We start from the raw sequence: 26,607 nt of genomic DNA on the forward strand, positions 1-26,607 counted from the left end.
TCACCGCTCCTCCCTCGCTCCGTGTCATCGCGGCAGGTCCTTCCAGGGCACGTCCTTGTCGACGCGGGGCTCGGAGGGGAGGCCGAGCACCCGTTCGGCGATGATGTTGCGCAGGATCTCGGAGGTGCCGCCCTCGATCGAGTTGCCCTTGGCCCGCAGATAGCGGTAGCCGGGCCCGCGCCCGTAGAAGTCGACGTTCTCGGAGCGCCTGAACGTCCAGTCGTCGTAGCCGAGATCCCGTCTGAACTCGACGTCGAACCCGGTCAGCGCCTGGTTGAGCCGGGCGAACGACAACTTCATGCCCGAGCCCTCGGGTCCCGGCTGCCCCGCGGCGAGCTGCTCGCGCAGCCGCGCCCCCGACAGCCGCGTCACCTCGGCCTCCACCCAGAGCGACAACAGCCGCTGGTGCAGGTCGTGGCTGCGCAGCTCGGGGTGCTCGCGCCAGGCCTCGACCACGGAGGCCACCATGCCGCCGCCGCGCCGCGCGGGCGCGCCGCCGATGGCGACGCGCTCGTTCATCAGCGTGGTCTGCGCGACCCGCCAGCCGTCGCCGACCTCGCCCAGCCGCAGGTCGTCGGGGAGCCGGACACCGGTCAGGAACACCTCGTTGAACTCGGCCTCGCCGGTGATCTGCCGCAGCGGCCGCACCTCGACGCCCGGCGCGTGCATGTCGCAGACGAAGTACGTCATCCCGCGGTGTTTCGGCACGTCGGGGTCCGTACGGGTGACGAGGATGGCCCACCGGGAGTGGTGGGCGCCGGACGTCCACACCTTCTGCCCGTCGATCACCCACTCGTCGCCGTCCCTGACCGCCCTGGTCGCCAGCGTGGCCAGGTCGGACCCGGCGCCGGGCTCGCTGAAGAGCTGGCACCAGATCTCCTCGCCCGTCCACAGCGGCCGCAGGAAACGTCGTTTCTGCTCCTCCGTCCCGAACGCCAGGATCGTCGGCGCCGCCATGCCCAGGCCGATGCCCTGGAGGCCGCCGTTGATCTGCGGCGTGTGCGCCAGTTCCCGCTCCACGACCTGCTGCAGCTCCCGTGGCGCCCCGAGACCGCCCAGTCCTTCGGGGAACCACACCCAGGCGAGCCCGGCGTCGAACCTGGCCCTCAGGAACTCCAGCCGGTCGCCGCCCGGATCGTGCTCGCCGAGGAACGCGGCCACGCGCTCCTTGATCTCCGCCTCGTTCACATCCACCTCTTCAGCTCGCGATAGGCCAGTGACCTCTTGTGCACCTCGTCGGGGCCGTCCGCGAGGCGCAGCGAGCGCGCGTGCGCCCAGAGCGCGGCCAGCGGGAAGTCCTGGGAGACGCCGCCCGCGCCGTGCACCTGGACGGCCTTGTCCAGGATCCACTCCACGGTGATCGGCGTGGAGATCTTGATGGCCTGGATCTCGGTGTGGGCCCCCTGGTTGCCCACCGTGTCCATGAGCCAGGCCGTCTTGAGCACGAGCAGGCGCAGCTGCTCGATCCTGATGCGGGACTCGGCGATCCAGTCCTGTACGACGCCCTGATGGGCGACGGGCGCGCCGAACGTGTTCCTCGTCAGCGCCCTCCGGCACATCAGCTCCACGGCGCGCTCGGCCATGCCGATCAGGCGCATGCAGTGGTGGATGCGGCCGGGGCCGAGCCGCGCCTGGGCGATGGCGAAGCCGCCGCCCTCCTCGCCGATCAGGTTCTCCGCCGGCACGCGTACGTCCTCGAACACGATCTCGGCGTGGCCGCCGTGGTCGGCGTCGGAGTAGCCGAACACGTGCATGCCCCGCTTGACGTGCACGCCCGGGGTGTCGCGCGGCACGAGGATCATGCTCTGCCTGCGGTGTTTGGGCGCGTCGGGGTTCGTCTGGCCCATGACGATGAGGATCTTGCAATTGGGGTTCATCGCTCCCGAGATGAACCACTTGCGGCCGTTGATGACGTACTCGTCGCCGTCGCGGACGATGGAGGTGGCGATGTTCGTGGCGTCGGAGGAGGCCACGTCGGGCTCCGTCATCGCGAACGCCGAGCGGATCTCGCCGTCGAGCAGCGGCCGCAGCCACTCCTCCCGCTGCCATGGGCTGCCGAACATGGAGAGGACCTCCATGTTGCCGGTGTCGGGGGCGGCGCAGTTGGTGGCCGTCGGGGCGAGCGTGGGACTCCGGCCCATGACCTCCGCCAGGGGCGCGTACTGGAGGTTCGTCAGCCCGGCGCCGTGCTCGCCGGGCAGGAACAGGTTCCACAGGCCGCGCTTCCTGGCCTCGTCCTTGAGGTCGGCCATCAGCGGCGGCGGGCTCCACCCGCTGGTCGCCGCCTGCTCCTCGAAAGCGGGCTCAGCGGGATAGACGCATTCGTCCATGAAGCGCAGCAGTCGGTCGCGCAGGTCCTCGGTGACGGTGTCGTAAGCGAAGTCCATGCCGGTGAGCCTACCGACCGGCCGGTATGAGTGTCGACAGTGGTTCTCCGTAAAAGGGCCCAGGTGGCCATCACGGAGAGCGCCCGGCCGTCCGTAGGGTGGCCGCCATGACCTCCAAGCTGCCCGGACCCGTGGTGCTCGAGAACGCCGTCGTCCGGCTGGAACCCCTGGCCATGGAGCACATGCCCGACCTGTTCGCCGCCGGCGGCGGGGACGACGAGGTCTGGCGCTGGATGCCCGCGGGCACGCCGCACACCGAGTCGGAGCTCGCGAAGGTCGCCCGCCACCTGATCGACGACGACCGGCACGTCCCGCTTGCGGTCGTGCACAGGCGGAGCGGACGCGCGGTGGGCTGGACCACGTACGCCGACGTGCCCGGCTTCGACGAGAGCATCGAGATCGGCTGGACGTGGTACGGCCGCGCGCACTGGCGCACGAACGTCAACACCGCCTGCAAGCTCCTGCTCATCGACCACGCCTTCGCGCTCGGCTACAACCGGGTCCTGCTCAAGACCGACGTGCGCAACGTACGCTCGCAGGACGCCATCAGGCGCATCGGCGGCGTGCACGAGGGCACGCTGCGCCGCCATCGCAAGAGGCCCGACGGCACCTGGCGCGACACGGTCTGCTTCGGCATCCTCGACGACGAGTGGCCGCCGCACCGGGAACGCCTGAGCACGCCGCGAGAGGGCCACGCCTGACCTGCCGGTGACCCGCCGTCACGCAGAATTACCCGTATGAGCCTCGACCACCTCGTGTACGCCACCCCCGACCTGGAGTCCACCGCCGCGGAACTGGAGCGGCTGCTCGGCGTGCGCCCGGCGGCCGGAGGGCGGCACCCGGGGTTCGGGACGGCCAACCGGCTGGTCCGCCTGGGCGGCATGAGCTACCTGGAGATCGTCGGGCCCGACCCGGAGCAGGAGCCCCCCGCCGGGTCCCGGCCGTTCGGCATCGACAGGCTGGAAGCGGCGGCGCTGGTCGGCTGGGCGGTGGCGGTCGACGACATCGAAGCGGTCACGGCCAGGGCCCGCGCCCGCGGTTACGATCCCGGCGACCCGCTGGACATGTCGCGGCGCACGCCGACCGGCGACCTACTCGAATGGCGGCTCACCCCGCCCGAACGGGCCGGGCACGACGGGCTGGTGCCGTTCCTCATCGACTGGGGCGACACCCCGCACCCCGCCGGTCCCGGGCTGCCGGCGGCCGAGCTGGTGTCGCTCGCGGGCGGCCATCCGGACGCCGAGGGCGTACGCGCGGCACTGGCAGCCGTCGGCGCCCGGCTCGACGTGGACGAGCAAACCCATCCGGTCCTGACGGCCATCCTGTCCGGCTGCCACGGCCTGGTGACCCTCACGGGCCCCTGAAGGTTTCGCGGCCCTCACCGGGGTCCTGGGGCAGCATACCGGCCAGGAGGTCCTCGACGGCCTGTCTCAGCTCCTCGAAGGTCGGCATGGCGCCGGCCCCCACGATCGCGTCGAACATGAGCCCTTCGCCGAAGGCCACGAGCTGACGGGCGTGCCGCACCGGGTCGCGGGAGCCCTGGGCGGCCAGCAGCGCCACCGCCGGATCGCGGAAACGACTGCCCGCGGCGTCGTAGATCTCGCGCAGCTCCGGCCGCCGCGTCGCCTCCAGCGCCAGCTCGTAGCGGGCCAGCGTGCGCCGACGGTCGTTGAGCTGCACGAGCAGCCCTCCGGCCACCCGGTCCACGATTCCCCCCGCCGGGCCGGCCGCCGGGCTCGCGAGGGCGGGGCCGAGGGCCCGCAGCTCCAGGTCGGCGAGCCGGGACAGGGTCAGCTCCAGCAGGGCGGCGCGCGTACGGGCGAGGTTGGAGGTCGACCCCGGCGGCAGCCCGGCCGCCTCGTCGACGGCCCGGTGGGTGAGCCCGCGCATGCCGCGCTCGGCCAGCAGCGTGATGGCCGTGTCCGCGACCAGCTCTGAGCGTTTCACGGGACCCGATTCTACCGCCGCCCGACTACGGGCGTAGTATGCGGGAACTACAGACGTAGTGAGAGAGGGGCAGAGGACATGCCGAAGGCCGTGGTGATCGGCGGTGGCGTCGGAGGGCTGACCGCCGGGGTGGCGCTCCGGCGCGCCGGATGGGACGTGACCGTGCTCGAACGCGCCGCCCACCTCGCCCCGGTGGGGTCGGGGCTGGCCATGGCGCCGAACGCGTTGAAGGCGCTCGACGCGCTCGACCTGGGCGATCGGGTGCGCCGGCTCGGCCGGTTCGAGGGGCAGGCGGGCATCCGCCGCCCGGACGGACGCCCGCTCGTGCACACCACGGACGACGACGCGCAGGCGCGCTACGGCGACTCGGTGGTGGTCATGTTGCGGGCCGCGCTGTTGGACGTGCTCGCCGGCGCCCTGGGCGAGGCCCGCCTGCGCCTGGGCGTCACCGTCTCCGGCGTGGACGCAGCCCGCGGGGTCGTCCGCACCGGCGCGGGCGACCTGGAGGCCGACCTGGTCGTGGCCGCCGACGGCATCCACTCGGCGACCCGCAAGGCGCTCTTCGCCGGCCATCCCGGCCCCGCCTACTCCGGCGTGACGGCCTGGCGCGGCCTCGTGCCCAGGGCCGGACTGCCCATCCAGAGCACGGAGACCTGGGGCAAGGGGCTGTTGTTCGGGGTCCACTTGCTGGCGGGAGATCTCGTCTACGTGTACGCGACCGACGTCTCCCCCGCCGGAGCCGTCCACGAGGACGGGCGGGAGGAACTGCTGCGCAGGTTCGGCGACTGGCACGAGCCGATCCCCGCGCTGCTGCGGGCGGCCGACCCCACGCGGATCATCCGCAACGACATCTTCTCCTTCGCCACGCCGCTGCCCGCGCTCCACAGCGGCAGGGTCGCGTTCGTCGGCGACGCCGCCCACCCCATGACGCCCAACCTCGGCCAGGGAGCCTGCCAGGCGATCGAGGACGCCGTCGTCCTGGCCCACCTGGCGGCCGGCTCCCCCGCGGCCGAGGACGCGCTGCCCGCCTACACCGCCGCCCGCCTCGACCGCACGTGGCAGGTGGTCCGCCGGTCCATGACGATCTGCCGGCTCACCAAGGTCCGCAACGCGCCGGCCGTACGGCTGCGCGACCTCGCGATGTCCACGGCCGCCCGGCTCCGTCCCGACCTGATGCTGCGCTCCATGGACGAAGTGCTCGGCTGGCGTCCTCCCGCGCCGACCGGCCGGAAGGACGCGCCGAGCATCCCGTCCGACGGCTGAGACTCCCTACCGGGGCCCGATGCCGTCCAGGGTGAAGCGCCTGTTCCACTCGCGCACCCACGCCGGGCCGAAGCCCTCGGCCCGGTTGAGCGGCGTGGCCCTGGCGTCGAACTTGCCGGTGGCGGGATCGAAGGCGACCTCGGCGGCGCTGTCCTTCTTGACGTTGTGCGCGTCGAAGTCCGGGTTGAAGGTCTTGACGTTCAGTCCGCCGGCGTCGTCGGTGTAGGCGAAGTCGCCCGTCGCGATGCTGACCGACCGGGTCAGCACGTTGTGCGACGGCACGTACACGGAGTCCGGGTTCTCCCACACGTGCGCTCGCGTGCACTCGGTGGTGTCGACCGAGGTGCACAGCTCGCCGTCGGCCTTGGACGGGACGTACCAGTCGCGGATGTTCGGGTACTGCCGGCCGTAGCGGCGGTACCACGTCTCGATGTTCTCCCGGGTGTTCGTGAAGCCGCTGCCGTCGCCCGGCTTCAGCATGTCGTTGAAGCGCTCGACCACGACCTTCGAGTTCGGCACCGGCAGGTCGTCCTCGTGGTAGAGCTTGTCGTGCCCGATGTACGTCACGTCCTTGAAGACGTTGTCCGAGGCGACGTTGCTGTGGCCCGCCTGGAAGAACAGGCCGTGCTGGACGTTGTCGAACACGTTGTGGTGCACGACCATCCCCGACATGCCGTCGTCCATGTAGACGGCCTGGTTGCCGTCCGCGCCGATGTCCTTGAACAGGTTGTACGCGACCACGTTGTTCAGGTACGTGTAGTCGCGGCCCGCGTAGATCACACCCTGGTCCGAGGCGTGCGTCACCAGCCGCTCGAACCTGTTGTGACTGATCTCCATGTCGTTGCCCATGATCTGGATCGCCATGTGGGGCGCGTCGTGGACGTGGTTGTAGCGGAAGGTGTTGCCGACCCCGTACATGTAGCCGGCGGGCGTGTAGGTGGCGAGCTTGGAGAAGTCGTAGATCTCGTTGTGCTCCACGACGTGGCCGCCGCGCTCCAGCGAGTCGCGGTCGCCGCCGGCGGTGAACACCCCGCCGCCGCCGAGGTCGTGCAGGCGGCTGTTGACCACCTTGTTGCGGTGGCCGCCGCGGCTCGTGCGGTATTCGGCGACGGCCGTGATGGCGTCGTTGGCCTCGCCGATCGCGATCGCGTCCATGCTGGCGTTCAGGATCTCCAGGCCGTCGACGGTGCACGACTCCGCGTCGAGCAGCCGCACGGCTGTGCCGGTGGTGCCGTTCAGCTTCAGGCCCTTGAGCGTCACCCCGCGCACGTTCTCCAGCTGGAAGAACGGCGCGTCGAAGGAGGTCAGGCTGATCTCCCTGCCTTCGACGGTTCCGCCCGGCGGGTAGTAGTAGAGGATGCCGGCGTCGTTCCAGCGGTCGATGTAATACTCACCCTCGGTGTCGAGCTCGCTCAGCACGTTCTGGGCGACGAACGAGGTCCACTTGTCGGTGGCGGCGTACATCGTGGGATATGTCGTGCGCAGCTCCGCCTCAGCGGGGTCGACGGAGGCGATGCGTACGCGGTCGTTGGCGTAGTTGTTGCCGAAATAGCCGGACAGCCAGCCGTCGGTCTCGAACACCGTGTTGTCGAGTTCCTGGCCCTGCGGCGGCGCCCAGGCGGAGGAGCGCTCCTTCAGGGCGGCGTCGACGGCGGTGTAGACGGGTCCCGGCAGCTTGAGCATGTCCTCGTACGGCAGGGTGGTGCCGTCCTCGGTCTTGTCGGAGAAGTAGTCCCTGGCTCCCTTCGGCGCATCCTTGACCGTGATGGCGGCGCTGTCGAGCTTGCCGGCGTCGTTCGGATACTGCGCCAGGGTCTGGGCCGCGTCGTCGGTGATCAGCTCGGGCGCGAACGGCTGAGGTTTCCAGTTGAACCCGTTCTTCATGATCACCCCGGCGGGGATGCCCGCGGCGCCCAGGTCGTAGACGTGGACCTGGCCGGCCACCGCGTCGGGGACGCGCGCCTTCGACGACCACTTGGCCTCGTCCGGCAGGTCGCTCAGCCTGCGGAACGCGCCGGGATCGAGGGTGGTGACGCCGGCGAACTCGACCTGCTCGCCCGGGTGGGCGGCGTAGGTGACATGGGAGTGCTCCGGGCCGCTCAGCTCGATGGTCTCGGACGTCTGGTAGACGCCTTCCCTGATGTAGACGAGGCCGGGCCGGCGCGCGCTCGTCCGTCCCGCCAGCGCGTCGCGGGCCTGCTCGACCGTCGGGAACGGATCCGTTCTCGTACCGGTGGCGCCCTCCCTGCCGTCCTCGGCCACGTAGACGACGGTCTTCGCGCCGGATAAGCCGGGCTCCGCCAAGGCCGGCGCCGGCGCTCCGGCCGCCGTGACCACCAGGACGGACGCGATCAGGACACCCATCGATCTTCTCGCCATGCTCGTGCCACTCCTGCTCGTATCAGAGCACATCGCTGCAATGTGACAGACCACCATGGTCATCGCCGATGCACCGTAACCCCGCAGGCCATGACAATTCAACCGTTTGACCAACGCGACCGCCGAAGGCGTCACCGCCGCGCGGCGTCACGAGGGGCCGCGCGGGTCGCGTGGCTCAGCTTGCGTCCGACGTCGCCGACACCGGGACGGGGGCCGGTTCGTTGCCGGTCCGAGCCGGGCGGTGGTCGGGGGCCAGGCGGCCGAGCGTGATCGTGCCGCCGATGGTCAGCGCGCCGGCCAGCAGGGCGGGGATCGCCGTGGACGGGGCCGTGGGCAACGGCTCGCCGAGCAGGATCGCGCCCGCGAGCACCGAGGTGATGGGGTCGATGACCTGCACGCCGGCGTAGGCGATGCCGAAGTAGCCGACCGCGTACGAGCGCTGGAGCAGCACGACCGCGCAGACCAGCAGCAGGGGGATGGCGAGGGTGAACCAGTGGGCCAGGCGCCCCAGGTCTCCCTCGAGGCCGCCGCCGACCACGCGGACGAACGTGGAGACGCTCGCGGTCACGGCCCCCGCGCCCACCGAGAGCAGGGCGGCCTTGGCCGGCCCGTGCACCCGGCGGGCCATCAGCTGGGTGACCAGGGTGATCAGCCCGATCACGGCGATGAACCCGATGGCCGCGCCGTCGCCCAGCCGGGGCGGCACGTTGTGCTCCGGCACCAGCATCATGAGCCACAGCAGACCCACCGCCACGGCGATCGATCCGAGGATCTCCGCACGGTAGGGCCTGCGCCCGTACAGGAACGCCGCCAGCGGCACCGCGAACACGAGGGTGGCGACGCTGATCGGCTGGACGGCGACCAGCGGCGCTAAGCTCAGCGCCACCGCGTGCAGGCACGCGCCGGTGAAGCCGATGACGCCGCCGATCCACCAGCGGGGGCGTCGCACCAGCCGGAGGGAAGCGCCCTCGGCGACGGCTTCGTACTGCTGCAGTGCGGCGCCGAGCGCGTAGCCCAGCGCGCCGGCCAGAGCGATCAGCAGGCCGATCCAGGTCATCGCGGCCCGCGCAGGAGCAGGCGTCCTTCCAGGAGCATTGCTCCAGCTTATGAGCCCAACGACCTTCTAGAATCCACCTTTAGGCTGATAAATCCACCTGAACCCACTTTGAACAGCACGAACATGTGACTCATCCATGAACCGGCCGGGCCCGCCCTAGGAACGTTCAGGACAGACGCAGAACAGGTGCCCCTCGGGATCCCGCAGGACCACCCAGCCCGTGCCCTCCTCGGTGACACCCGGCTGGAAGTCGGGCCTGGTCGCGCCCAGCGCGACGTACTCGCCGACCGCCTTGTCCACGTCCGGCACCCTGAAGTCGAGGTGGAACTGCTTGCCCTCACCGGGCCACGCGGCCGGCTTTCGGCCGGGGACCCGCCCGAAGTAGATGTTCGTGGTGCCGTCGCCCACGGCCGCGTACTCGTCCTCGGAGTACTGGATGTCCAGCCCGGTGACCTCGTGGTAGAACGCGGCCAGCTTCCTGGGCTCCGCGCAATCCAGAGTGACCGCCAGGAGCTTCGCTTTCGTCGTCATGGCTTCAGCGTTCCAGCCGTACCTGCCAGCTTCTGTCAGGTACGGAAAGGGCCGCGCCCCGAAGCGGACGCGGCCCTCCCCTCACGACACGGAGTCACCCGTGGAAGCGGCCGTAGTAGTCACCCAGCCGCGTCCGGTATTCGGGCTCCTTGAACGTGCCCTCGTCGAACTCGGGCGCGTCCTTGATCTCGGCCTTGGTGCGCGCGACGAACACGTCGCGCTCCTGCGGGTCGATGCTCGTGACGACCTGCGCCGGAAGCATGACCTTCTTGCCGAAGATCCAGGGGCCGGTGTCGACGATGATGTAGCTCTCGCCGACCTCGTACGTCGCCTCGTCGACGGTCCCGATCTTCCCGTCGGTCGCCTGCACGCGGAAGCCCGCGAGGTCCAGGCTCCTGCCACGGTCGTAGACGTCAGGTCGGTAGTCCCAGAGCTCCATGGGAACTCGTCCTCTCCTCTTGCCGTCTTTCTCGGGCCCCCGTCCGCTACCCGAACAGAGCTCCGTAAACCGGTAACAAAGCGGTTAACAGCTAGCGATCATTTACTAGTCAGCAAGCGGTCTAGGCCACCCTCTTCTAGGACAAGAAGGGTGAAAAAAATGCCAACTAGCTCAGACCGTCTGTACGAGATCGACGGCCTCCGGCTACTGGCGGCGCTCTGCGTCGTGCTGTTCCACTACACGTTCTCCGGCTGGGCCGGCGACCACAGCCCGGTCGTCTTCGCCGCGGAGAGCGCCTGGTCCAAGTACGGCTACCTGGGCGTGGACCTGTTCTTCCTGGTCAGCGGCTTCGTGGTGCTGATGAGCGCCTGGGGCAGGACCCCGCGCGCGTTCGTCGTCTCGCGCGTCGTGCGGCTCTACCCCGCGTACTGGGTGGGCATCGCCGTCACCAGCGTGGTCACCGTGACGCTGGGACAGGGCGTGTTCGAGGTGAGCCTGCCGCAGGTGCTGGCGAACCTGACGATGTTCCAGTCGGTGCCGAACATCGCGAACGTGGACGTGGTCTATTGGACCCTCTGGGCCGAGATGCGGTTCTACTTCCTCATCCTGGCCTTCACCTTCGTCGGCATGACGCGCACCCGGGTCATGGTGGGACTCTGGGCCTGGCTGGGGCTGACGGTCCTGGTCCAGGCTGGGCTGCTGCCGGGCATCGCCGACCTGGTCGTGCAGTCGGAGTTCTCCCACTACTTCATCGCGGGCATGGCGCTGTTCATGCTCTACAGGTTCGGGCTGAGCGTGCAGATCGCCCTGCTGGTGCCGATCTGCCTGGGCAACGCCGTCTACCGGGCCGTCGGGTACGCCGACGCCGTGGGCGAACGGTACTCCGTGGAGTACTCGCACGGCGTGATCATCGCCGTCGTCGTGCTGATCTTCCTCGTCATGACGCTCATCGCGCTGCGCGCCACCCGGTGGCTGGGCAGGCCGTGGCTGGTGACGGCCGGCGCGCTGACGTACCCGCTCTACCTGCTGCACGCGCACGTCGGGTTCGTGATCTTCGCCCGCGTGGGCGACGCGGTCAACAAGTACGTGCTCCTGGCCGGGCTGATCGCGGTCATGCTCGGGGCCGCGTACCTGGTTTACCGGTTCGTCGAGCGGCCGCTCGCGCCCCGGCTGAAGGTCATGTTGTCGGGTCCCGCGCCTGCTCACGTGCCCCGGCACGCGCAGCGTGAGATGTCCGACAGGCCGGGCTGACTGTCCTGACAACCGCCGGCACGCGGGACATCAAGGCTCCAGGTGCGGATACGATCCGCGTCACGGAGAGGGGGCCGCATGAGCGTCACCGACGAGCCGGAGTGGGCTCCACCCGGAGTGGATCCGGCGCAGCCGAGCGTGGCGCGCGTACACGACGCGCTGCTCGGCGGCATGGAGAACTTCGCCGCCGACAGGTCGGTGGCCCGCAAGCTGAAGGACACGGTGCCCGAGGTCGTCGACCTCGTCTGGTGCAACCGCGCCTTCATCGGCAGAGTGGTCGACTTCCTGGTCCGCGAGGCGGGCATCAGGCAGATCATCGATCTGGGTGCCGGGCTGCCCACGATCGAGAACACCCACGAGGTCGCCCAGTTCGCCGACCGCGCGTGCAAGGTCGTCTACGTCGACATCGACCCCATGGTGGAGCCGCACGCGCGGGCGCTGCTGAGCGCCAACCCGAACGCGGGCGCCGTCACCGCCGACGCCCGCGACGTCGACGCCGTGCTCGGCCATCCGGTGCTGCACGGCCTCGTCGACCTGTCACAACCCACCGCGATCATGGCCATCGGGCTGCTGCACCTGTTCTCCGACAAGGAGGACCCGCACGCCCTGGTCAGGCGCTACATGTCGGCGCTGGCCCCTGGCAGCTACCTGGCCGCCTCCAACATGCTCGCCAGCGCCAACCCCAAGGCCAAGGCGCTGGAGGTGATGTTGCAGGCCACCATGGGGGCCGGGTTCTTCCGCGACCGCGCCGCCGTCACCGCGTTCTTCGACGGTCTGGTGCTCGTGGAGCCGGGCGTCGTGCACTTCCCCGAATGGCATCCCGACGAGCGCGTCCCCGGGCCGCTCGCGCCGTGGGAGGTACTGCTGCTGGGCGGCGTCGCCCGCAAGCCGTGAGCCCTACCGGATCATCGGGGTGAGCGCCGCCGGCGTACGGCGGTAGGGTGGTCCGCATGCCGCGACGCATGCTCATCTGCTCTCCCCCGCCCGCCCGCTAAGCGGGCGGCTCTCCGACACTTTCCCGGGTCTGACGGATCCGTGGGTGGTCGCTGCCCGCACACCGGGCCCTTTCCACCACTCCATCCGGAGCAATCTGTCATGACCCATGTCTCCGCGCGGCGGGGCGCCTTCTACGCGTCCATGGCCGCGACCGCCTGGGGCACCGGCGGCGCCGCCGGCTCCCTGCTCTTCCAGACCGGCCAGTTCGGCCCCGTCGGCGTGTCGCTGTGGCGTCACCTCCTCGGCGCCGCGTTCCTGTTGCTGATCGTCCGCCGTCTCGTCCTCGCCGACCACCTCGACTGGCGCGTGCTGCCGGTCGGGGCCGGCATGGCCGTCTACCAGACCGCCTACTTCGCCGCGATCGCCCACTCGGGCGTGGCCGTCGCGACCGTGGTGACGATGGGCGCGACGCCCGTCCTCACGGCCGTGGGCAGCCGGCTCTTCCTGCGCGAACGGCTCACCCGCGGCGCGCTCCTCGCGCTGGCCGCCGCGCTGGCCGGGCTCGTCCTGCTCACGGTGGAGCCGGCGCTGGCCACCTCGGCCACCCCAGCGGCCTCCCCGGTGCTCGGCGTCGCCTTCGCGCTGGCCTCCGCCACCGGGTACGCCGGGGTGACGCTGGTGTCGCGGCGGCACAAGGACCGCGACCCGCGGACCACGGCCATCGGCGGGTTCGCCGTGGCCGCGGTGTGCCTGGCCCCGTTCGCCCTGGCGGACGGCGTGGTGCCGGAGCTGAGCTGGCCGTCGCTGGCCCTGCTCGTCTACCTCGGCGCGGTGCCGACGGCGCTGGCGTACGGGCTGTACTTCGTGGCGCTGACCGTGCTGCGGGCCACCACGGTCGCCATCATCTCGCTCGGCGAAGCCGTGGGCGCGGCGCTGCTCGGCGTGGCGCTGCTCGGCGAACGACTCACGCCGCTCGCCTGGACCGGCTGCGCGCTGCTGCTGGCCGCCGTGACCGTGCTCGCCGTCCGGGCCGACGCGGGGTGACTCGGCCGGGAGCGTTGTGACGGCACAGGCGGCCGGATGGGTTAAGGTCCGGTACGGCGGCGCTTGCCGTATCGTCGCTCCGCTCCCACCCCTTGGCCGAGGGAACGGTCTCGGCGAAGCGTGCGTTGGAGGAACTGTGGCGTCAATAACGGGAATGCTGAGGAACCTGCTGGACCGCCCAGGCGGAGTTCCTCTGGTCCCCTACCAGAAGATCGTCAAGGCCGCCGGAGCGCGTGCCGCCAAGGTCGGCGAGCTCGACGAGCTGCCCAGACCGGAGATGGACGATCTGGCCGGGTTCTGCGCCATCGTGCGCGAGGCCGCGGACCGCACGCTGGGGCTGCGCCCGTACGACGTGCAGTTGCTGGGCACGCTCGCCCTGCTCGACGGCAAGATCGCGGAGATGGCGACCGGCGAGGGCAAGACGCTCTCCGGCGCCATGGCCGCCGCCGGCTACGCGCTGCAGGGCAAGCGCGTCCACGTGATCTCCGTGAACGACTACCTCGCCCGGCGCGACGCCGAGTGGATGGGGCCGTTCTACGCCTCGCTCGGCGTCAGCGTCGGCTGGATCGGCCAGAACTCCACGCATGAGGAGCGGCGGGAGGCGTACGCGAAGGACGTCACCTACGGCCCGGTCAGCGAGATCGGGTTCGACGTGCTGCGCGACCGGCTGCGCACCGACGCCGCCGAGCTGATCGTGCCCGCGCCCGAGGTGGCGCTCGTCGACGAGGCCGACTCCGTGCTCGTCGACGAGGCCCGGGTGCCGCTGGTCATGGCCGGCGCGGCCGACCCCGGCAACGCGGTGCCAGAGATGGCGGCGCTGGTCAGGCAGCTCGTACGCGGCTACCACTACGAGATCGACGAGCAGGCGCGCAACGTCTACCTGACGCCCAAGGGCGCCGACAGCGTGGAAAACCTCCTGGGCGTCGAGCTCTACGACGAGCACGAGCCGGGCACGCTCATCGAGCTCAACCTCGCCCTGCACGCCCACGCCCTGCTCGCCCGCGACGTCGACTACATCGTGCGCGACGGCAAGGTGCAGCTCATCAACCCCTCGCGCGGCCGGGTCGCGCTGCTCCAGCGCTGGCCCGACGGACTGCAGGCGGCCGTGGAGGCCAAGGAGGCGCTGCCGCCGAGCGAGAAGGGCGAGATCCTCGACTCGATCACCGTGCAGGGCCTGATCCGCCGCTATCCGCAGATCTCCGGCATGACCGGCACGGCCGTGGCCGTCAGCGAGCAGCTCGGCGAGTTCTACGACCTCAAGGTGGCGGTGATCCCGCCCAACCGGCCGTGTGTCCGGGTCGACGAGCCCGACCGCATCTACCCGACCGTGCCCGACAAGGACGCCGCCCTGGTCGAGGAGATCCAGGAGGCGCACGCCACCGGCCGGCCCATCCTCATCGGCACGCTCGACGTGGCCGAGTCGGAGAACCTCGCCAAGCTCCTCCAGCGCCGCGGGCTGGAGCCGGTGGTGCTCAACGCCAAGAACGACGCCGAAGAGGCGGCGATCATCGCCAGAGCGGGCGAGCGCGACGCCATCACGGTCTCCACGCAGATGGCCGGCCGCGGCACCGACATCCGCCTCGGCGAGGGCGTGTCCGAGCTGGGCGGCCTCTACGTGATCGGCTCCGGCCGCCACGCCAGCAGCCGGCTCGACGACCAGTTGCGCGGCCGGGCGGGCCGCCAGGGCGACCCGGGCGGCTCGGTCTTCTTCGTCAGCATGCAGGACGACCTGATCACCCAGTTCATCCCCGACGAGCGGCCGCCTGCGGCCGATCCCGACGGCCTCGTCCGCCACCGGCGCGGGGCCTACCTCGTCGGCCACGCCCAGCGCGTCGCCGAGGGCGTCAACCTGGAGATCCACCGCAACACGTGGCGCTACACGCGCCTGCTGGAGCGCCAGCGCGAGCTCATCCTGGAGTGGCGCGACAAGGTCCTGCACGGCGACGCCGCCTCCGACGCACTGGCCAAGGCCGACAAGGAGCGCTGGGAGTCGCTGCCCGAGGACACCCGCGACGAGACGGCCCGCCAGATCGTCCTGCACGCCATCGACCGCTGCTGGACCGAGCACCTGGCCTTCCTCACCGACCTGCGCGAGGGCATCCACCTGCGCGCGCTGGGGCGGATGAGCCCGGTCGACGAGTTCCAGAGAGAGGCGGTGGCGGAGTACAAATCTCTGCTGGCCGAGGTGGAGCGGCGCTCGCTGGAGTCGTTCGAGGCACCCGAGCCGGATCTGCGCCGGCCCACGGCGACGTGGACCTACCTCGTGCAGGACAACCCGTTCGGCACGGAGTGGGACCGCATCCTCAAGCGGGTCACCGCCGCCACCCGGCGCGGCTGAGCGCCGGCGCCGGTCACGGCCACTTGGGGTCGCCCGACGGCACGACCGGCCCTTCCAGCACACCCAGCCGTTCCAGCAGGGTGAGGAACGTCGTCGCGTACGGCGAGTCCTCCACCACGGCCGCCACCCTCGGCCAGTCGACCTGCTCGCGCAGCGCCCGCACCTGTGCCAGCAGCGCTCCGTAGTCGCAGGCGTGCTCCGACAGCGGCAGCAGCCACGAGATCACCAGGTCGGTGGCCTCCAGCACGGGAACGATCACCGCCGACGCCTTCAGCGGCTCGGCCCTGTCGAGCAGTTCGTCGGTGATCGCCAGGTCCGACACCCGGAAGATCAGGTCGACCAGGCGGCCCTCGTCGTACGCCTTGACGAGCCAGTCCTCCGGCGGTTTGGCCGTCTGGAAGCCCAGCCCGCGCAGCGCCTCCAGTGCGGCGGGCACGTCGTGCTCGGTGACCACGAAATCCACGTCGTGCAGCGACGGCGCGGCGCCTCTCGCGTAGGCCGCGCACCCGCCGGCCAGCGCGAACTTCACTCCGGCGTCCTTCAGCCCCGAGCTGGCGCGCTTGAGCGTGTCGAGGATCGCGTCGGTGACAGCGTGGCCGTGGCTGCTCATGGTTCCGGGCTACCCGCACGATCGGCCGGTAGGCGTTGTGCTATCGGGTTCGTCCGCAGTGCTCCGGCCTTCAGGCCGGGGGTGAAGCGGACTGTCCCGCGTAGCGGGGCAGAAAACGACGAATCGCCGTCAAGGCGATTCGTCGTGCGCCTCGCCGGCGGCGAGCGCGGTCTCAAGCAGGTGAACGATCTGAGAGTTCAGGCAGCGCTGGCGCGAGCGTTCGGGTGTGCGTGGACGGTGTTCACCGACGGGCTACGCGCACGGCAGGACAAGGCCGGGCTGAACCCCCGGCCTTAAGCTTCAGGCCGGGGAGCGCGTCAAAAGGCCCGCTGCGAGTAGGGCCTGGACCTGCGGGTAGCGCCAGATGTTATGACCGAAATCCTCGAGAAGACCGAACAGGCCTATGGCGGCGACCACGACCGTCCGCTCGGCGGTTACCTCGGCATCCTCGGCGCGTACGGCGGCACGGTGGCGGTGGCGGCCACCGTGGCGGCCCTGGCGGGGCGGAGGGCCCCCGAGCGCGTGGCGGCGATGGACGTGCTGCTCATGGCCGCCTGCACGCACAAGGTGTCGCGGCGCCTGGCGAAGGATCCCGTCACCAGCCCGCTCCGAGCGCCGTTCACCCGCTACAAGGGCGGGGGCGGGCCCGCCGAGGTGCACGAGAAGCCCCGCGGCCCGATGGGCGAGCTGCTCGCCTGCCCGTTCTGCCTGTCGCAGTGGGTGGCCACCGCGTACGCCGCCGGGCTGGTGCTCTCGCCCAAGGTCACCCGGCTCGTGGGAGCCACGATGACCGCGGTGGCGATCTCCGACTGGCTGCAGCTGGCCTACGCGAAGCTGATGAAGTCGGCGTCCTGACGCCCCGGATGTCTGGTTGCGATAACGGAATGCCATAGATTCCCCCCGCTCGCTTCCCAGCGGAAAAAGATGTTAAGCGGCCACCCCTCAGGGCAGAGGCGGAATCATGGCTACTTTGCTCTGGATCATCGCGGTAATTCTCGTCATCTCCGGAATCTACGTGATTCTGGCCCGGCGCGACCTCCTCTGGGGAATCGTGCTCATCGTGCTCGGTTTCCTGGTCGGGCCCGGCGGGGTCAGCATCTTCAATGTGTAGGGGGGCCACCCCGATGGCTCCCCGCTCGACCCGCTGGGCCGCTCCCCGAGAACGGTCCAGCGGTCCTCCTGACTTGCCGGAGTAACGCAGTGAATGACAACGACAAAGGCCACCGCCCGGGGATGGGCGGTGGCCTTCGACGTATCTCAGGACCCGTTCTCGCAGTCGAGGCAGTAAACGCCGTACGCCCGGCCGAGCACCGGCAGGGCGACGTTGCGCACCCGGATGCCGCCCGGCGTCATGCCCTTCGGGCTGCCTTTGTGGGCGTGCCCGTGGAGGATCAGGTCCGCGCCCGCCGTGTCGACGGCCTCCGCCAGGAGATAGCTGCCGAGGAACGGGTAGATCTCCGCCGGCTCGCCCTCGAGCGTCTCCTTGATGGGCGAGTAGTGCGACAACACCACGCGCTCGTCGGCCACGATCTCCTTCAGCGCTAGTTTCCAGGCCTCGGCGATGGAGCGGGTGTGGGCGACGAAGTTCTTGATCTCGCGCTCGCCGAACTCGCTGGCGCACTTGCCGGCGAACCCACCGCCGAAGCCCTTCCCGCCGACGACTCCCAGCTTCATGTCACCGCACTGGAGCACCACGCCGTCGTCGTCGAGCACGATCACCCCGGCGTCGCGGAGCTCCTCCGCGATCTCGTGCTCCATGTCGGAGTGGTAGTCGTGGTTGCCGAGCACCGCCACAGCGGGGATCGGCAGGTCGCGCAGCTCGTCGGCCACGACCTTGCCCTCCTCCAGTGTGCCGTGCCTGGTGAGGTCGCCCGCGAGCATGAACACGTCGGCGCGTTCCTCGATGCCCTGCAGTTTGCGCCGGTAGTGGCCCCTGCCGTCCTCTCCCAGGTGAATGTCGCCCACTGCGGCGATGCGCAGGTCAGTCAAGATGCTCATCCTCCCCTGGCTCGGTGGCGTCCACGACATTGATCTCGTTGTGCAGGCGGAGCTCCGGGGCGGTCTCGTGCGCCACCTGGCCGAGCCGCGTACGCTGCTCGACCTCGCTCACCTGACCGCGCAGGAACAGTTGGTCGCCTCTGATGTCGACGCGGATGCCCAGCTCGTTGGTGCGCCCGTCCTCGGCCAGCGCCTGCTGGACGCGGGCCGCGACGTACTGCGGAGCTTCCATCGCTCGCCTCCTTTTCTGTGGCCGCATGCCCGGGCATAAACCCGTCAAACGGCACGAATAAGGTCTATAACCGCCCGTTCCACTGGACCCGCCGTGGCGAGCTGTCCGTAGTCGGCGTCCGCCCCGAGCTCGGTCAGCACCGCCGCGATGGTCCTGTCCCGTTCGTACGCCTCCACCACCCGCGGATCCACGTACGAGGCCCGCGCCACGGTCGGGGTGTTGCCCAGATATTCGGCGACCTCGCGCATCACGCGCACGATCGCCTTCTGCTTCTTCGTACGCCCCTCCGAGCCGGCGGGCCTGGACACCGCGAGCCCCACGGCGGCGAGCACCGTGGCGTGCCAGGTGCGGAAGTCCTTGGCCGTGACCTCGTACCCGATGATCTCCCGGAGGTAGTCGTTGATGTCCTCGCTCCTGATGTCGCTCCAGCCGCCCGCGCGCCGGTAACGCAGCAGCTCGCCCTCCTCACCCAGCGCCTTGAGCGCCCTGAGCACCTTGCACACCCCGGGGTCGGCCAGCTCGACCTCCCGGTCGATGTCGCCCTTGGCCGGGTAGGAGCAGACGACGAGGCCGCGCGAGCAGGTGACGTGCTCCATCCGGAGCGTGGCCAGCCCGTAGGTGTCGTAGCTCTCGCCGCCGATGCGGAAGAAGCCGATGTCGAGCAGACGTGCCGCGGCGGCCAGCACCCGCTGCCGGGTCAGGCCGCGGCCCCTGAGCTGGTCGTCGACCGCCTTCCTGAACGCGGGCAGCCGCTCGGCCACCTCCAGCACCCGGTCGAACTTCTCCCGGTCCTGCTGCTCGCGCCACACGTCGTGGTAGCGGTACTGCCTGCGCCCGGCGGCGTCCGTACCCACCGCCTGGAGGTGCCCGTCGGCCGAGGCGCAGATCCACACGTCGCTCCAGGCCGGCGGGATCGCCAGCGCCTTGATCCGCTCCACCGTGGCGGAGTCGCGCACCCGTTGCCCGTCCGGGCCGACGTAGGTGAAGCCCCTGCCGCACCGCCGTCGTACGATGCCCGGCTCGTTCTGGTCGCTGGGCCGCAGGTCGGGACCGCCGGCAGGGGGTCGCCGGCGCACACTCAGGTCAGGCTCGGGCACCGGGCACGGCTACCCATGACGTTACGCCGCAAACGGCACGGGCAGGTGAGCGGCATGTCTGAACACGGAGAGTGGCACGAGGAGAAGTCACGCAGGGGTCACGCGATGGTGCCCGCGACCCCGCGCGACGTGGTGCACATCAGGGTGGGCTCGTTCCTGCTGGTGTTCCTGTTCGCGATCGCGGTGCTGGGACTCATCGGGGGCGCCCCTGTCATGACGGGCATCGCCGCCGGACTGGCGGTGCTCACGGTGATCGACATCACGCTGGCCGTACGCCGTCAGAACCAGCGCAGCGACGGAGAGGCGGGCTGATGTCGACATGGGACCACTGAGCGGGCGAGTGGTGGTGGTGACGGGCGCGAGCGGCGGAGTCGGGCGCGCGGTCGTCCGCGAGCTCGGGCGGCAGGGGGCCATGGTGGCCCTGATCGCCAGGGGCACGACCGGGCTGGGCGCGGCCGCGGTCGACGTGGGCGTGGAGGGAGGCAGCGGGCAGGTCTACGAGGCGGACGTGGCCGAATATGACGAGGTGCGCAAGGCCGCCGAGCGGATCGAGGCGGAGCTGGGGCCGATCTCGGTGTGGATCAACACCGCCTTTTCCTCCGTCTTCGCGAAATTTCAGGACATCAGCCCGGAGGAGTTCACCCGCACCACCGCCGTCACCTACCTGGGCTACGTCTGGGGCACCAAGGTCGCCCTCGACCTGATGCGGCCGCGCGGCACCGGCGCCATCGTCCAGACCGGCTCGGCGCTCTCCAACCGCGGCATCCCCCTGCAGTCCGCCTACTGCGGCGCGAAACACGCGATCAAGGGCTTCACCGAGTCGGTCCGCACGGAGCTGCTGGCGGACGGGAGCGGCATCCAGGTGACGCTCGTCCAGCTGCCCGCCGTCAACACCCCGCAGTTCGAGTGGGTGCTGTCCAAACTGCGGCGCCACCCACAGCCCGTCCCCCCGATCTACCAGCCCGAGGTCGCGGCGCGGGCGATCGTGTACGCCGCCGAGCACCCCGAGCGCAAGGAGTACTGGGTCGGGACGAGCACCGTGGCCACCCTGCTGGCCCAGCGCGTGGCCCCCGCCCTGGTGGACCGCTACCTCGCGCGGACGGGAGTGAGCTCGCAGCAGACCGACGAGAAGTCGCCCAGCGGCGTGTCCAACCTCTGGGACCCGGCCGACGAGGCGACGGACTACGGCGCCCACGGCACCTTCGACCAGCGCTCGCACGCGCACAGCCCGCAGGTCTGGCTCTCCCGGCACCGCCGCCCGGTCCTGCTCACGCTGGGCGCGGGCACGGCCGCCGCCGCCCTCGCCGCCCTCGGCCGGCGCCTGCGGCGCTGACCACCCTCGACGGCGCCCGGCGCCACCCGGCATCCCGCGTCAGGCGGGCGGGGGTGGCCGGGCCGGAACTCTCCAGGAGGTCATGATGCCCGAACCCGATCTGCAGTACCTCGCCGAGCTGGCCACGCAGCTGCGCGTCGACTCCGTCCGCGCCGCCGCCGCTGCCGGCTCTGGCCATCCCACGTCGTCCATGTCCGCGGCCGACCTGATGGCCGTGCTGTTCGCCAGGCACCTCCGCTACGACTTTCACGAGCCGGACAACCCCGCCAACGACCATGTGATCCTGTCCAAGGGGCATGCCTCTCCCCTGCTGTACTCCCTGTACAAGGCGGCCGGTGTCATCGATGACGAGGAACTCCTGACCTTCAGGAAGCGCGGCAGCCGGCTGGAAGGGCACCCGACGCCGCGGCTGCCCTGGGTCGACGTGGCCACCGGCTCACTCGGGCAGGGACTGCCGGTGGGGGTCGGGGTGGCGATGGCCGGGCGCCTGGAACGGATGCCGTACCGGGTGTGGGTGCTCTGCGGCGACAGCGAACTGGCCGAAGGCTCCATCTGGGAGGCCGCCGAGCACGCGGGCGGCGAGGGCCTGGCCAACCTGACCGCGATCGTGGACGTCAACAGGCTCGGTCAGCGAGGGCCCACCCGGCACGGATGGGACACGGGCGCGTACGCCCGCCGCTTCGCCGCGTTCGGCTGGCACACGGTCGAGATCGACGGGCACGACCCCGGGGAGATCGACTACGCGCTGCAGGACGCCTGCAAGACCCGCAGGCGCCCCACCGTCATCCTGGCCAAGACCCGCAAGGGCGAAGGCGTGCTGGAGGTCGAGAACCGCGAAGGCGCCCACGGCAAACCCATCAAGGACGCCGACAAGGCCGTCGACGAGCTGGGCGGGCCGCGGGACGTACCCGTCACCGTGCACGAACCCCACGGGGCCGCCGAGCCGTACCGGTTCGGCGGAGGAGCGCTGGAGCTGCCCGCGTACGAGGTGGGAGAGCAGGTCGCGACGCGGGCGGCGTACGGGGAGGCGCTGGCGGCGCTCGGCGCGGCCTGCGGCGAGGTGGTGGCGCTGGACGGCGAGGTGGCCGACTCGACCAAGACCGAGGTGTTCGCGCAGCGCTTCCCCGAGCGCTTCTTCGAGATGTACATCGCCGAGCAGCAGCTCGTCGCCGCCGCCGTCGGGATGCAGATCCGCGGGTGGACACCGTACGCCGCCACGTTCGCGGCGTTCCTGACCAGGGCGCACGACTTCATCAGGATGGCCGGCGTCAGCCGGGCCTCGATCCGGCTGGTCGGGTCCCACGCCGGGGTGTCGATCGGCGAGGACGGCCCGTCGCAGATGGGGCTGGAGGACCTGGCCATGATGCGGGCCCTGTACGGCAGCACCGTGCTGTACCCGTGCGACGCCAACCAGACCGCCGCGCTGATCACCGAGATGGCCGACGTCGAAGGCGTGTCCTACCTGCGGACCACGCGTGGGACCACACCGGTGATCTACCCGCCGGGCGAACGGTTCCCGGTCGGCGGGTCGCGGGTGCTGCGGCAGTCGAGCAGCGACCGGGCCACGATCGTGGCCGCGGGGGTGACCGTGCACGAGGCGCTGGCGGCGGCCGGCGAGCTGGAGGCGGCCGGGCTGCCCGTGGGGGTGATCGATCTCTACTCGGTCAAGCCGGTCGACTCGGCGGCGCTGGCGGAGGCGGCCACCACCACGGGCAACCTCATCACAGTGGAGGACCACCGGCTCGAAGGCGGGCTCGGCGACGCGGTGCTGGACGCCGTGAGCGAGCTCGGGCCGCGCGTGGTGAAGCTGGCCGTGACGGAGCTGCCGGGGTCGGCCAAGCCGGAGGAGCAGCTCGCCGACGCGGGCATCGACCGCCACGCGATCGTGGCGGCCGTCAAGCGACTGCTCTGACCCGTTCACGCCGTAAGCGCTCGGGCACGCCGATGTGTCCGGGCGCGTCGAGCGTTCGGGCCGGGTCAAGGAGATCGGGCGGGCGGAGGCGGCAGGCCGGACGAGGCGGTCCGGCGGCGCAGGGTGGCCGAGGTATCAGGGCGGGGGCATGAAAAGGCCGGCAGTCGAGGGGGCGGCGCCGTGCCGCCTCGCTCTCCCGCCGGCCTCGTGACGAGCCGGCCGCCTCCGGCCGGCGCGCTGGTCAGCGCGCCTTCGCCGTGGACCTTCTGTTGGCCTTCTTGATCGCCGTCACCAGCTCCTGCTTGGTCATCTTCGACCGGCCGCGCACGCCCAGCTTGGCGGCCACGCTCTGCAGGTGTTCCTTGCTGGCGTTGGCGTCGACGCCCTCGGCCGTCCTGCCGGACCGGTCCTTGGCGCCCTTGTCGGAAGGACCCTTCTTCGACTTCGGCTCCCAGTGGTCGCCGACCTTCTCGAAAGAGTGCTTCAGCGCCGCGAACGCCGTCATGTGGGCGCGTCGCCCCTCGCCGTACTCCTGCACTGCAGAGTCGTGCGCCTTGATCCACGTGTTCTGTGCCTTCTTCGGCGAGCGCCTGATGGTGGACGGCAGTTCTTCGACTGCTGGCATTTCGCTTCACCTCCTACAGCGGTGGTTCGTCGTAGTGACGTCGTTCCTCGTACACGGTGGTCCGTCTGGGCTCGGGCTCCTCGTAGATCTCGTGACGGTGGACCGGCTCGTCGATGGGGCCGACCGCCCGGCGGGTGACGCTGATCCGGTAGATGCCGAACCCGAGTCCGACCAGGCCTCCGAGCATGAGGACCAGACCCACTACGTTGATGTCGAGGCCGGCGAGGTCGAACTCGACGGCCCAGGTGAGGATCGCACCGAGCATGATGAGGATGATGCTTCCGGCGATGGTCATCTGATTTACCTCCTTGACACGAAGGACCTCTATCCACATGTCGAAAAACAAACCAGTCGTGGTGATCGGGCTCATGGGATCGGGCAAGACGACGGCGGGCCGTCTGATCGGCGAGGCGCTGGGGCTGGAGTTCAGCGACAGCGACCCGTTCCTCAAGGCGAGGTACGGCGGCACCGCCGCGCAGATCGCCGCCCGCGAGGGCGCGGCCACGCTGCACCTCTACGAGGCCGAGCACGTGCTGCTCGAACTGGCCGGTCCCCCCAAGGTGATCGCGGCGGCGGCGAGCACGGTCGAGGACCCCGAGGTACGAGCGGCGATGCGGTCCGCGTTCGTGGTCTGGGTCGACGCCCCCGACAAGGTGCTGGCCGAGCGGATGCGTTCGAGCGATCATCGTCCCGACTTCGACCCCGCCGCCATGCGGGCCCGCCGCGGCGGCTATTTCCGTGAGGTGGCCGACACTGTGTGCGACGTGAGCGAACTCACCCCCGAGCAGGTGCGAGACGCTGTGGTGCGGGACATGGGTGCGTCCACCTGTGATCGCGGCTGAAGGCCAGGACGATGTTCGCTGAGAAGCCCGTGCTGGAGGGCTCGCGCGTGACGCTGCGCCCGGTGGGCCCGGAGCACGCGGAAGGTCTGTACGAGCTGGTTCGCGACCCGGAGGTACGGCGGCTGACAGGCTCGCAGGGCGAGTTCGACTTCGAGGGCGCCCGCCGGTGGTGCGCGAGCAGGGCGCAGCACGCCGACCGGCTCGACCTGGCGATCATGACCGGCGACGGTTACGCGGGCGAGGTGGTCCTCAACGCGCTCGATCCCGCCAACCTGTCGTGCAACCTGCGCATCGCGCTGATCGGCTCCCGGGTGTTCGGCAGGGGCTACGGCACGGAGGCCATCGAGCTGGTCCTCGGACACGCCTTCGGCACGACCCCGCTGCACCGGATCGAGCTGGAGGTCTACGCTTTCAACGACCGGGCACGACACGTCTACAAGAAGATCGGCTTCGTGGAGGAGGGCGTGAAACGTGACTCCTTGCTCTGGGACGGCGCATGGCACGACTGCGTGATCATGGCGATGCTCCGCCCCGGATGGCAGGTACGGCGCGGAGGCCTGGCATAATGATCATGACGCATGGGTCCCCCGAGGCGCGCGGGGGACCTGTCGCGTCATTTCGGACAACCATTGGACGGTGTCGTGCATCTAAGCATCAGTGACGATGCGCTTGGTGCCAGGTGACCCTGAGAAGCTTGGCGGCTACTGGCTGGCCGCCAGGCTCGGCGCGGGCGGGCGCGGCGTCACCTACGACGCCTACGACGACGACGGGCAGCGGTTCGCCGTCACGGTTCCGCGTGGCGAGGCGGAGCCCGAGTCGCGGGGCGAGACCGGGCGCAGATTCGGGCGGGTGACCTGCCGCCACCTGGCCGAGGTGGTCGATGCCGGGGTCGACGGCGGCGTCCCCTACGTGGTGAGCGAGTTCGTCGACGGGCCCGACCTGCGGCAGGCCGTGGCCCTGCACGGTCCGTACGACGGCGACGAGCTGCTCGCGCTGGCCGGTTCGCTGGGGGCCGCGCTCGGCGCGCTGCACGAGGAGAAGCTGACCCACCAGGGGATCAACCCGGAGAGCGTGCTGCTGGCCGCGGGCGGCCTCAAGGTGATCGAGCTCGGCCTGCCCGCCTGGCGGCCGATGGGCGAGACGTACACGTACCTCGCCCCCGAAGTTCTGACCGGGCAGGAGGCGGGCGCGCCCGCCGACGTGTTCGCGTGGGGCGCGGTGGTGGTGTTCGCGGCCACCGGGCGCGACCCGTTCCGCGGCGAGAGCCTGGGTGGCATCATGCACCGGCTGCTCACCTGCGATCCCGACCTGAGCGACCTGCCCGAACCTCTGCGCGGGCTGGTCGGCCGCGCCCTCGCCAAGGATCCCGCCGACCGGCCGGTCGCCGCCGAGCTGCTGATCGCGGCCGGAGACGTGCTGCGGCCCCCGCAAGGGCACGCGCGCCCGCGCTCGCTCGGCGCGGTCGCCGAGGACGTCTACCAGTCGCTCACGCCCCGCCAGCAGGAGGAGGTCCCCGGGCTGCTGCTGCGCCTGCTCGACGGCGACAACCCACACGACGAGGGCGACGTGCTCGGCCCGCTCATGGACGCCGGCCTGCTGGTGCGCCGGAGCGTGCGGGTGGCGCCGGTCGAGACGTCCATGGGCAAGCTCGTGGCCCTCAGCGACGACCGGGTGGCCCCCGCCAGCGCCGCGCTCTACCGCGCCTGGCCCAGGCTGCGTGGCTGGGCGGCGGACGAGCGCGACAGCATGCACGTGCACCGCCAGATCCGGATGGCCGCCACGCAGTGGTCGGAGCACCGTCGCGGCAGGAGCCGGCTGCTGCGCGGCGACGCACTCGACACGGCGCTCGGCTGGGCCGCGACCAAACGCCGCCACCTGCGGCTCAACCAGCTCGAACGCGACTTCGTCAACGACAGCGTGGCCCTGTCCAAACAGCGCAGGAAAATCCTCACCCCCTCCATGGCCACGCTGGGCGTGCTGCTGGCCGTGGCCGTGACGATGTCCGTCGTGTCCGTCCACGGCCAGAACGACCTGCGCGGCCGTCTCCTCGACTCCGACGCGCGGGCCGTGGCCGCCAGGGCCGAGGCGATGCGGTCGACCGACCCGCGTACGGCGATGCGGCTCAGCGTGGCCGCCTGGCGGATGTCGCCCGTCTTCGAGGCGCGGGCCGCGCTGCAGGCCTCGCTCGTCCAGCCGGAGCTGGGGGTGTTCACCGACCCGGCCGCCGACCTGCGGGCCGGCTACCTGCTGCACGGGGACGAACTGATCCGCTGGGACACCGGCACGGTCACCGTCTTCGACGTGCCGAACGGGCGGTGGGCCGCCTCCTACCGGCTGCCGCCGGGAAGTGTGGCGCTGAGCGACGACGGGCGCTACGCGGAGGGGG

28 protein-coding genes are annotated in these 26,607 nt (G+C 70.7%); 15 read left to right on the forward strand and 13 right to left on the reverse strand.

All coding sequences use genetic code 11. The annotated features are described in order from the left end of the window. Positions 1–24 precede the first annotated feature (24 nt). Together E1267_RS16180 and E1267_RS16185 are read right to left on the reverse strand one after the other, a co-directional pair. A complete protein-coding gene (locus tag E1267_RS16180; protein ID WP_132333377.1) occupies positions 25–1,188 on the reverse strand; it encodes an acyl-CoA dehydrogenase family protein in 1,164 nt (387 codons plus the stop codon). Next, positions 1,185–2,387: an acyl-CoA dehydrogenase family protein gene (locus tag E1267_RS16185; protein ID WP_132333340.1), complete on the reverse strand. Its 1,203-nt coding sequence runs from the start codon at positions 2,385–2,387 to the stop codon at positions 1,185–1,187. Before E1267_RS16185 ends, E1267_RS16180 begins: the two co-directional genes overlap by 4 nt. 107 nt (positions 2,388–2,494) lie before the next feature. On the opposite strand from E1267_RS16185, the gene E1267_RS16190 reads away from it, so the two are divergent. Next, positions 2,495–3,088, forward strand: coding sequence for a GNAT family N-acetyltransferase (locus E1267_RS16190; protein WP_132333341.1), 594 nt, complete (start codon positions 2,495–2,497; stop codon positions 3,086–3,088). A 36-nt stretch (positions 3,089–3,124) separates the two neighbouring features. Further along, the gene (locus tag E1267_RS16195; RefSeq protein WP_220449511.1) at positions 3,125–3,751 is read left to right on the forward strand and encodes a VOC family protein; all 627 of its coding nucleotides are present in this window, start codon (positions 3,125–3,127) and stop codon (positions 3,749–3,751) included. Here E1267_RS16195 and E1267_RS16200 read toward each other — a convergent pair. Further along, a complete protein-coding gene (locus E1267_RS16200; RefSeq protein ID WP_132333345.1) occupies positions 3,738–4,334 on the reverse strand; it encodes a TetR/AcrR family transcriptional regulator in 597 nt (198 codons plus the stop codon). The two genes, E1267_RS16195 and E1267_RS16200, sit on opposite strands and share 14 nt — an antisense overlap. A 78-nt stretch (positions 4,335–4,412) precedes the next feature. Here E1267_RS16200 and E1267_RS16205 point away from each other — a divergent pair, with 78 nt between their 5' ends. Next, entirely contained in the window at positions 4,413–5,597 is a 1,185-nt protein-coding gene (locus E1267_RS16205; protein ID WP_132333347.1) for an FAD-dependent monooxygenase, read from the forward strand. A 6-nt stretch (positions 5,598–5,603) separates the two neighbouring features. Here E1267_RS16205 and E1267_RS16210 read toward each other — a convergent pair whose 3' ends face one another. The 4 genes from E1267_RS16210 to E1267_RS16225 all read right to left on the reverse strand — a co-directional run bounded on the left by E1267_RS16210 (position 5,604) and on the right by E1267_RS16225 (position 10,003). Continuing rightward, positions 5,604–7,976: a right-handed parallel beta-helix repeat-containing protein gene (locus E1267_RS16210; protein ID WP_165959639.1), complete on the reverse strand. Its 2,373-nt coding sequence runs from the start codon at positions 7,974–7,976 to the stop codon at positions 5,604–5,606. A gap of 175 nt (positions 7,977–8,151) precedes the next feature. Then, positions 8,152–9,033, reverse strand: coding sequence for a DMT family transporter (locus E1267_RS16215; protein WP_132333349.1), 882 nt, complete (start codon positions 9,031–9,033; stop codon positions 8,152–8,154). A gap of 156 nt (positions 9,034–9,189) precedes the next feature. Beyond that, on the reverse strand, positions 9,190–9,564 hold the full coding sequence (locus E1267_RS16220) for a VOC family protein (protein WP_132333351.1): 375 nt from the start codon (positions 9,562–9,564) through the stop codon (positions 9,190–9,192). Positions 9,565–9,658: 94 nt separating this feature from the next. Then, positions 9,659–10,003, reverse strand: coding sequence for a PRC-barrel domain containing protein (locus tag E1267_RS16225; protein ID WP_132333353.1), 345 nt, complete (start codon positions 10,001–10,003; stop codon positions 9,659–9,661). Between the two features lie 159 nt (positions 10,004–10,162). Here E1267_RS16225 and E1267_RS16230 point away from each other — a divergent pair, with 159 nt between their 5' ends. The 4 genes from E1267_RS16230 to secA2 all read left to right on the forward strand — a co-directional run bounded on the left by E1267_RS16230 (position 10,163) and on the right by secA2 (position 15,572). After that, a complete protein-coding gene (locus E1267_RS16230) occupies positions 10,163–11,254 on the forward strand; it encodes an acyltransferase family protein (RefSeq protein WP_132333355.1) in 1,092 nt (363 codons plus the stop codon). Positions 11,255–11,332: 78 nt separating this feature from the next. Then, positions 11,333–12,148 (forward strand): SAM-dependent methyltransferase, encoded by an 816-nt coding sequence (locus E1267_RS16235; RefSeq protein ID WP_132333357.1) that lies wholly within the window; start codon positions 11,333–11,335, stop codon positions 12,146–12,148. A gap of 201 nt (positions 12,149–12,349) precedes the next feature. Beyond that, positions 12,350–13,234, forward strand: a complete 885-nt coding sequence (locus tag E1267_RS16240) for a DMT family transporter (protein ID WP_132333359.1) — start codon at positions 12,350–12,352, stop codon at positions 13,232–13,234. Between the two features lie 154 nt (positions 13,235–13,388). Continuing rightward, positions 13,389–15,572, forward strand: a complete 2,184-nt coding sequence (gene secA2 / locus E1267_RS16245) for an accessory Sec system translocase SecA2 (RefSeq protein ID WP_132333361.1) — start codon at positions 13,389–13,391, stop codon at positions 15,570–15,572. Between the two features lie 13 nt (positions 15,573–15,585). On the opposite strand, the gene E1267_RS16250 is transcribed toward secA2, so the two are convergent. Further along, on the reverse strand, positions 15,586–16,182 hold the full coding sequence (locus E1267_RS16250; RefSeq protein WP_132333362.1) for a nucleotidyltransferase: 597 nt from the start codon (positions 16,180–16,182) through the stop codon (positions 15,586–15,588). 369 nt (positions 16,183–16,551) lie between these two features. Between E1267_RS16250 and E1267_RS16255 the strand changes: the two genes are divergently transcribed. Continuing rightward, the gene (locus E1267_RS16255; protein ID WP_132333363.1) at positions 16,552–17,037 is read left to right on the forward strand and encodes a DUF1360 domain-containing protein; all 486 of its coding nucleotides are present in this window, start codon (positions 16,552–16,554) and stop codon (positions 17,035–17,037) included. Positions 17,038–17,143: 106 nt separating this feature from the next. Continuing rightward, positions 17,144–17,293, forward strand: coding sequence for a GPGG-motif small membrane protein (locus tag E1267_RS44355; RefSeq protein WP_165959640.1), 150 nt, complete (start codon positions 17,144–17,146; stop codon positions 17,291–17,293). Between the two features lie 146 nt (positions 17,294–17,439). On the opposite strand, the gene E1267_RS16260 is transcribed toward E1267_RS44355, so the two are convergent. Genes E1267_RS16260 through E1267_RS16270 form a run of 3 tightly spaced genes read right to left on the reverse strand, consistent with a single transcriptional unit; the run spans position 17,440 to position 19,509 of the window. Then, positions 17,440–18,180, reverse strand: a complete 741-nt coding sequence (locus tag E1267_RS16260) for a metallophosphoesterase family protein (RefSeq protein ID WP_132333365.1) — start codon at positions 18,178–18,180, stop codon at positions 17,440–17,442. After that, on the reverse strand, positions 18,164–18,412 hold the full coding sequence (locus E1267_RS44360) for a BON domain-containing protein (protein ID WP_165959641.1): 249 nt from the start codon (positions 18,410–18,412) through the stop codon (positions 18,164–18,166). Before E1267_RS44360 ends, E1267_RS16260 begins: the two co-directional genes overlap by 17 nt. Positions 18,413–18,456: 44 nt before the next feature. Beyond that, positions 18,457–19,509 carry a DNA topoisomerase IB gene (locus E1267_RS16270; protein ID WP_246063936.1) on the reverse strand — a complete coding sequence of 351 codons (1,053 nt, stop codon included), beginning with the start codon at positions 19,507–19,509 and terminating at the stop codon, positions 18,457–18,459. 54 nt (positions 19,510–19,563) lie between these two features. Here E1267_RS16270 and E1267_RS16275 point away from each other — a divergent pair, with 54 nt between their 5' ends. From E1267_RS16275 to E1267_RS16285, 3 genes are all read left to right on the forward strand, one after another. Further along, on the forward strand, positions 19,564–19,821 hold the full coding sequence (locus E1267_RS16275) for a hypothetical protein (protein WP_132333367.1): 258 nt from the start codon (positions 19,564–19,566) through the stop codon (positions 19,819–19,821). Between the two features lie 7 nt (positions 19,822–19,828). After that, positions 19,829–20,842 (forward strand): SDR family oxidoreductase, encoded by a 1,014-nt coding sequence (locus E1267_RS16280; RefSeq protein WP_132333369.1) that lies wholly within the window; start codon positions 19,829–19,831, stop codon positions 20,840–20,842. Positions 20,843–20,924: 82 nt separating this feature from the next. Further along, positions 20,925–22,754 carry a transketolase gene (locus E1267_RS16285; protein ID WP_246063938.1) on the forward strand — a complete coding sequence of 610 codons (1,830 nt, stop codon included), beginning with the start codon at positions 20,925–20,927 and terminating at the stop codon, positions 22,752–22,754. Between the two features lie 241 nt (positions 22,755–22,995). On the opposite strand, the gene E1267_RS16290 is transcribed toward E1267_RS16285, so the two are convergent. Continuing rightward, positions 22,996–23,379, reverse strand: a complete 384-nt coding sequence (locus E1267_RS16290; RefSeq protein ID WP_132333371.1) for a ChaB family protein — start codon at positions 23,377–23,379, stop codon at positions 22,996–22,998. Between the two features lie 13 nt (positions 23,380–23,392). Beyond that, entirely contained in the window at positions 23,393–23,674 is a 282-nt protein-coding gene (locus E1267_RS16295; protein WP_132333372.1) for a hypothetical protein, read from the reverse strand. A gap of 37 nt (positions 23,675–23,711) precedes the next feature. Between E1267_RS16295 and E1267_RS16300 the strand changes: the two genes are divergently transcribed. From E1267_RS16300 to E1267_RS16310, 3 genes are all read left to right on the forward strand, one after another. Beyond that, the gene (locus tag E1267_RS16300) at positions 23,712–24,221 is read left to right on the forward strand and encodes a shikimate kinase (RefSeq protein ID WP_246063940.1); all 510 of its coding nucleotides are present in this window, start codon (positions 23,712–23,714) and stop codon (positions 24,219–24,221) included. An 11-nt stretch (positions 24,222–24,232) separates the two neighbouring features. After that, positions 24,233–24,787 (forward strand): GNAT family N-acetyltransferase, encoded by a 555-nt coding sequence (locus E1267_RS16305; RefSeq protein WP_132333373.1) that lies wholly within the window; start codon positions 24,233–24,235, stop codon positions 24,785–24,787. A 106-nt stretch (positions 24,788–24,893) separates the two neighbouring features. Beyond that, positions 24,894–26,607: serine/threonine-protein kinase (locus tag E1267_RS16310; RefSeq protein ID WP_165959642.1), on the forward strand; the 1,714-nt coding region annotated here is incomplete at its 3' end.

Origin of the sequence: Nonomuraea longispora (genome assembly GCF_004348345.1) — a bacterium.
Classification (GTDB): domain Bacteria; phylum Actinomycetota; class Actinomycetes; order Streptosporangiales; family Streptosporangiaceae; genus Nonomuraea; species Nonomuraea longispora.

Excerpts from the sequence above, each read along its gene's own strand:
- E1267_RS16185 (WP_132333340.1), bottom strand. The coding sequence starts at position 2,387 with ATGGACTTCGCTTACGACACCGTCACCGAGGACCTGCGCGACCGACTG.
- E1267_RS16190 (WP_132333341.1), top strand. The coding sequence starts at position 2,495 with ATGACCTCCAAGCTGCCCGGACCCGTGGTGCTCGAGAACGCCGTCGTC.
- E1267_RS16195 (WP_220449511.1), top strand. The coding sequence starts at position 3,125 with ATGAGCCTCGACCACCTCGTGTACGCCACCCCCGACCTGGAGTCCACC.
- E1267_RS16205 (WP_132333347.1), top strand. The coding sequence starts at position 4,413 with ATGCCGAAGGCCGTGGTGATCGGCGGTGGCGTCGGAGGGCTGACCGCC.
- E1267_RS16210 (WP_165959639.1), bottom strand. The coding sequence starts at position 7,976 with ATGGCGAGAAGATCGATGGGTGTCCTGATCGCGTCCGTCCTGGTGGTC.
- E1267_RS16215 (WP_132333349.1), bottom strand. The coding sequence starts at position 9,033 with ATGACCTGGATCGGCCTGCTGATCGCTCTGGCCGGCGCGCTGGGCTAC.
- E1267_RS16220 (WP_132333351.1), bottom strand. The coding sequence starts at position 9,564 with ATGACGACGAAAGCGAAGCTCCTGGCGGTCACTCTGGATTGCGCGGAG.
- E1267_RS16225 (WP_132333353.1), bottom strand. The coding sequence starts at position 10,003 with ATGGAGCTCTGGGACTACCGACCTGACGTCTACGACCGTGGCAGGAGC.
- E1267_RS16230 (WP_132333355.1), top strand. The coding sequence starts at position 10,163 with ATGCCAACTAGCTCAGACCGTCTGTACGAGATCGACGGCCTCCGGCTA.
- E1267_RS16235 (WP_132333357.1), top strand. The coding sequence starts at position 11,333 with ATGAGCGTCACCGACGAGCCGGAGTGGGCTCCACCCGGAGTGGATCCG.
- E1267_RS16240 (WP_132333359.1), top strand. The coding sequence starts at position 12,350 with ATGACCCATGTCTCCGCGCGGCGGGGCGCCTTCTACGCGTCCATGGCC.
- secA2 (WP_132333361.1), top strand. The coding sequence starts at position 13,389 with ATGCTGAGGAACCTGCTGGACCGCCCAGGCGGAGTTCCTCTGGTCCCC.
- E1267_RS16250 (WP_132333362.1), bottom strand. The coding sequence starts at position 16,182 with ATGAGCAGCCACGGCCACGCTGTCACCGACGCGATCCTCGACACGCTC.
- E1267_RS16255 (WP_132333363.1), top strand. The coding sequence starts at position 16,552 with ATGACCGAAATCCTCGAGAAGACCGAACAGGCCTATGGCGGCGACCAC.
- E1267_RS44355 (WP_165959640.1), top strand. The coding sequence starts at position 17,144 with ATGGCTACTTTGCTCTGGATCATCGCGGTAATTCTCGTCATCTCCGGA.
- E1267_RS16260 (WP_132333365.1), bottom strand. The coding sequence starts at position 18,180 with ATGAGCATCTTGACTGACCTGCGCATCGCCGCAGTGGGCGACATTCAC.
- E1267_RS44360 (WP_165959641.1), bottom strand. The coding sequence starts at position 18,412 with ATGGAAGCTCCGCAGTACGTCGCGGCCCGCGTCCAGCAGGCGCTGGCC.
- E1267_RS16275 (WP_132333367.1), top strand. The coding sequence starts at position 19,564 with ATGTCTGAACACGGAGAGTGGCACGAGGAGAAGTCACGCAGGGGTCAC.
- E1267_RS16280 (WP_132333369.1), top strand. The coding sequence starts at position 19,829 with ATGGGACCACTGAGCGGGCGAGTGGTGGTGGTGACGGGCGCGAGCGGC.
- E1267_RS16285 (WP_246063938.1), top strand. The coding sequence starts at position 20,925 with ATGATGCCCGAACCCGATCTGCAGTACCTCGCCGAGCTGGCCACGCAG.
- E1267_RS16290 (WP_132333371.1), bottom strand. The coding sequence starts at position 23,379 with ATGCCAGCAGTCGAAGAACTGCCGTCCACCATCAGGCGCTCGCCGAAG.
- E1267_RS16295 (WP_132333372.1), bottom strand. The coding sequence starts at position 23,674 with ATGACCATCGCCGGAAGCATCATCCTCATCATGCTCGGTGCGATCCTC.
- E1267_RS16300 (WP_246063940.1), top strand. The coding sequence starts at position 23,712 with ATGTCGAAAAACAAACCAGTCGTGGTGATCGGGCTCATGGGATCGGGC.
- E1267_RS16305 (WP_132333373.1), top strand. The coding sequence starts at position 24,233 with ATGTTCGCTGAGAAGCCCGTGCTGGAGGGCTCGCGCGTGACGCTGCGC.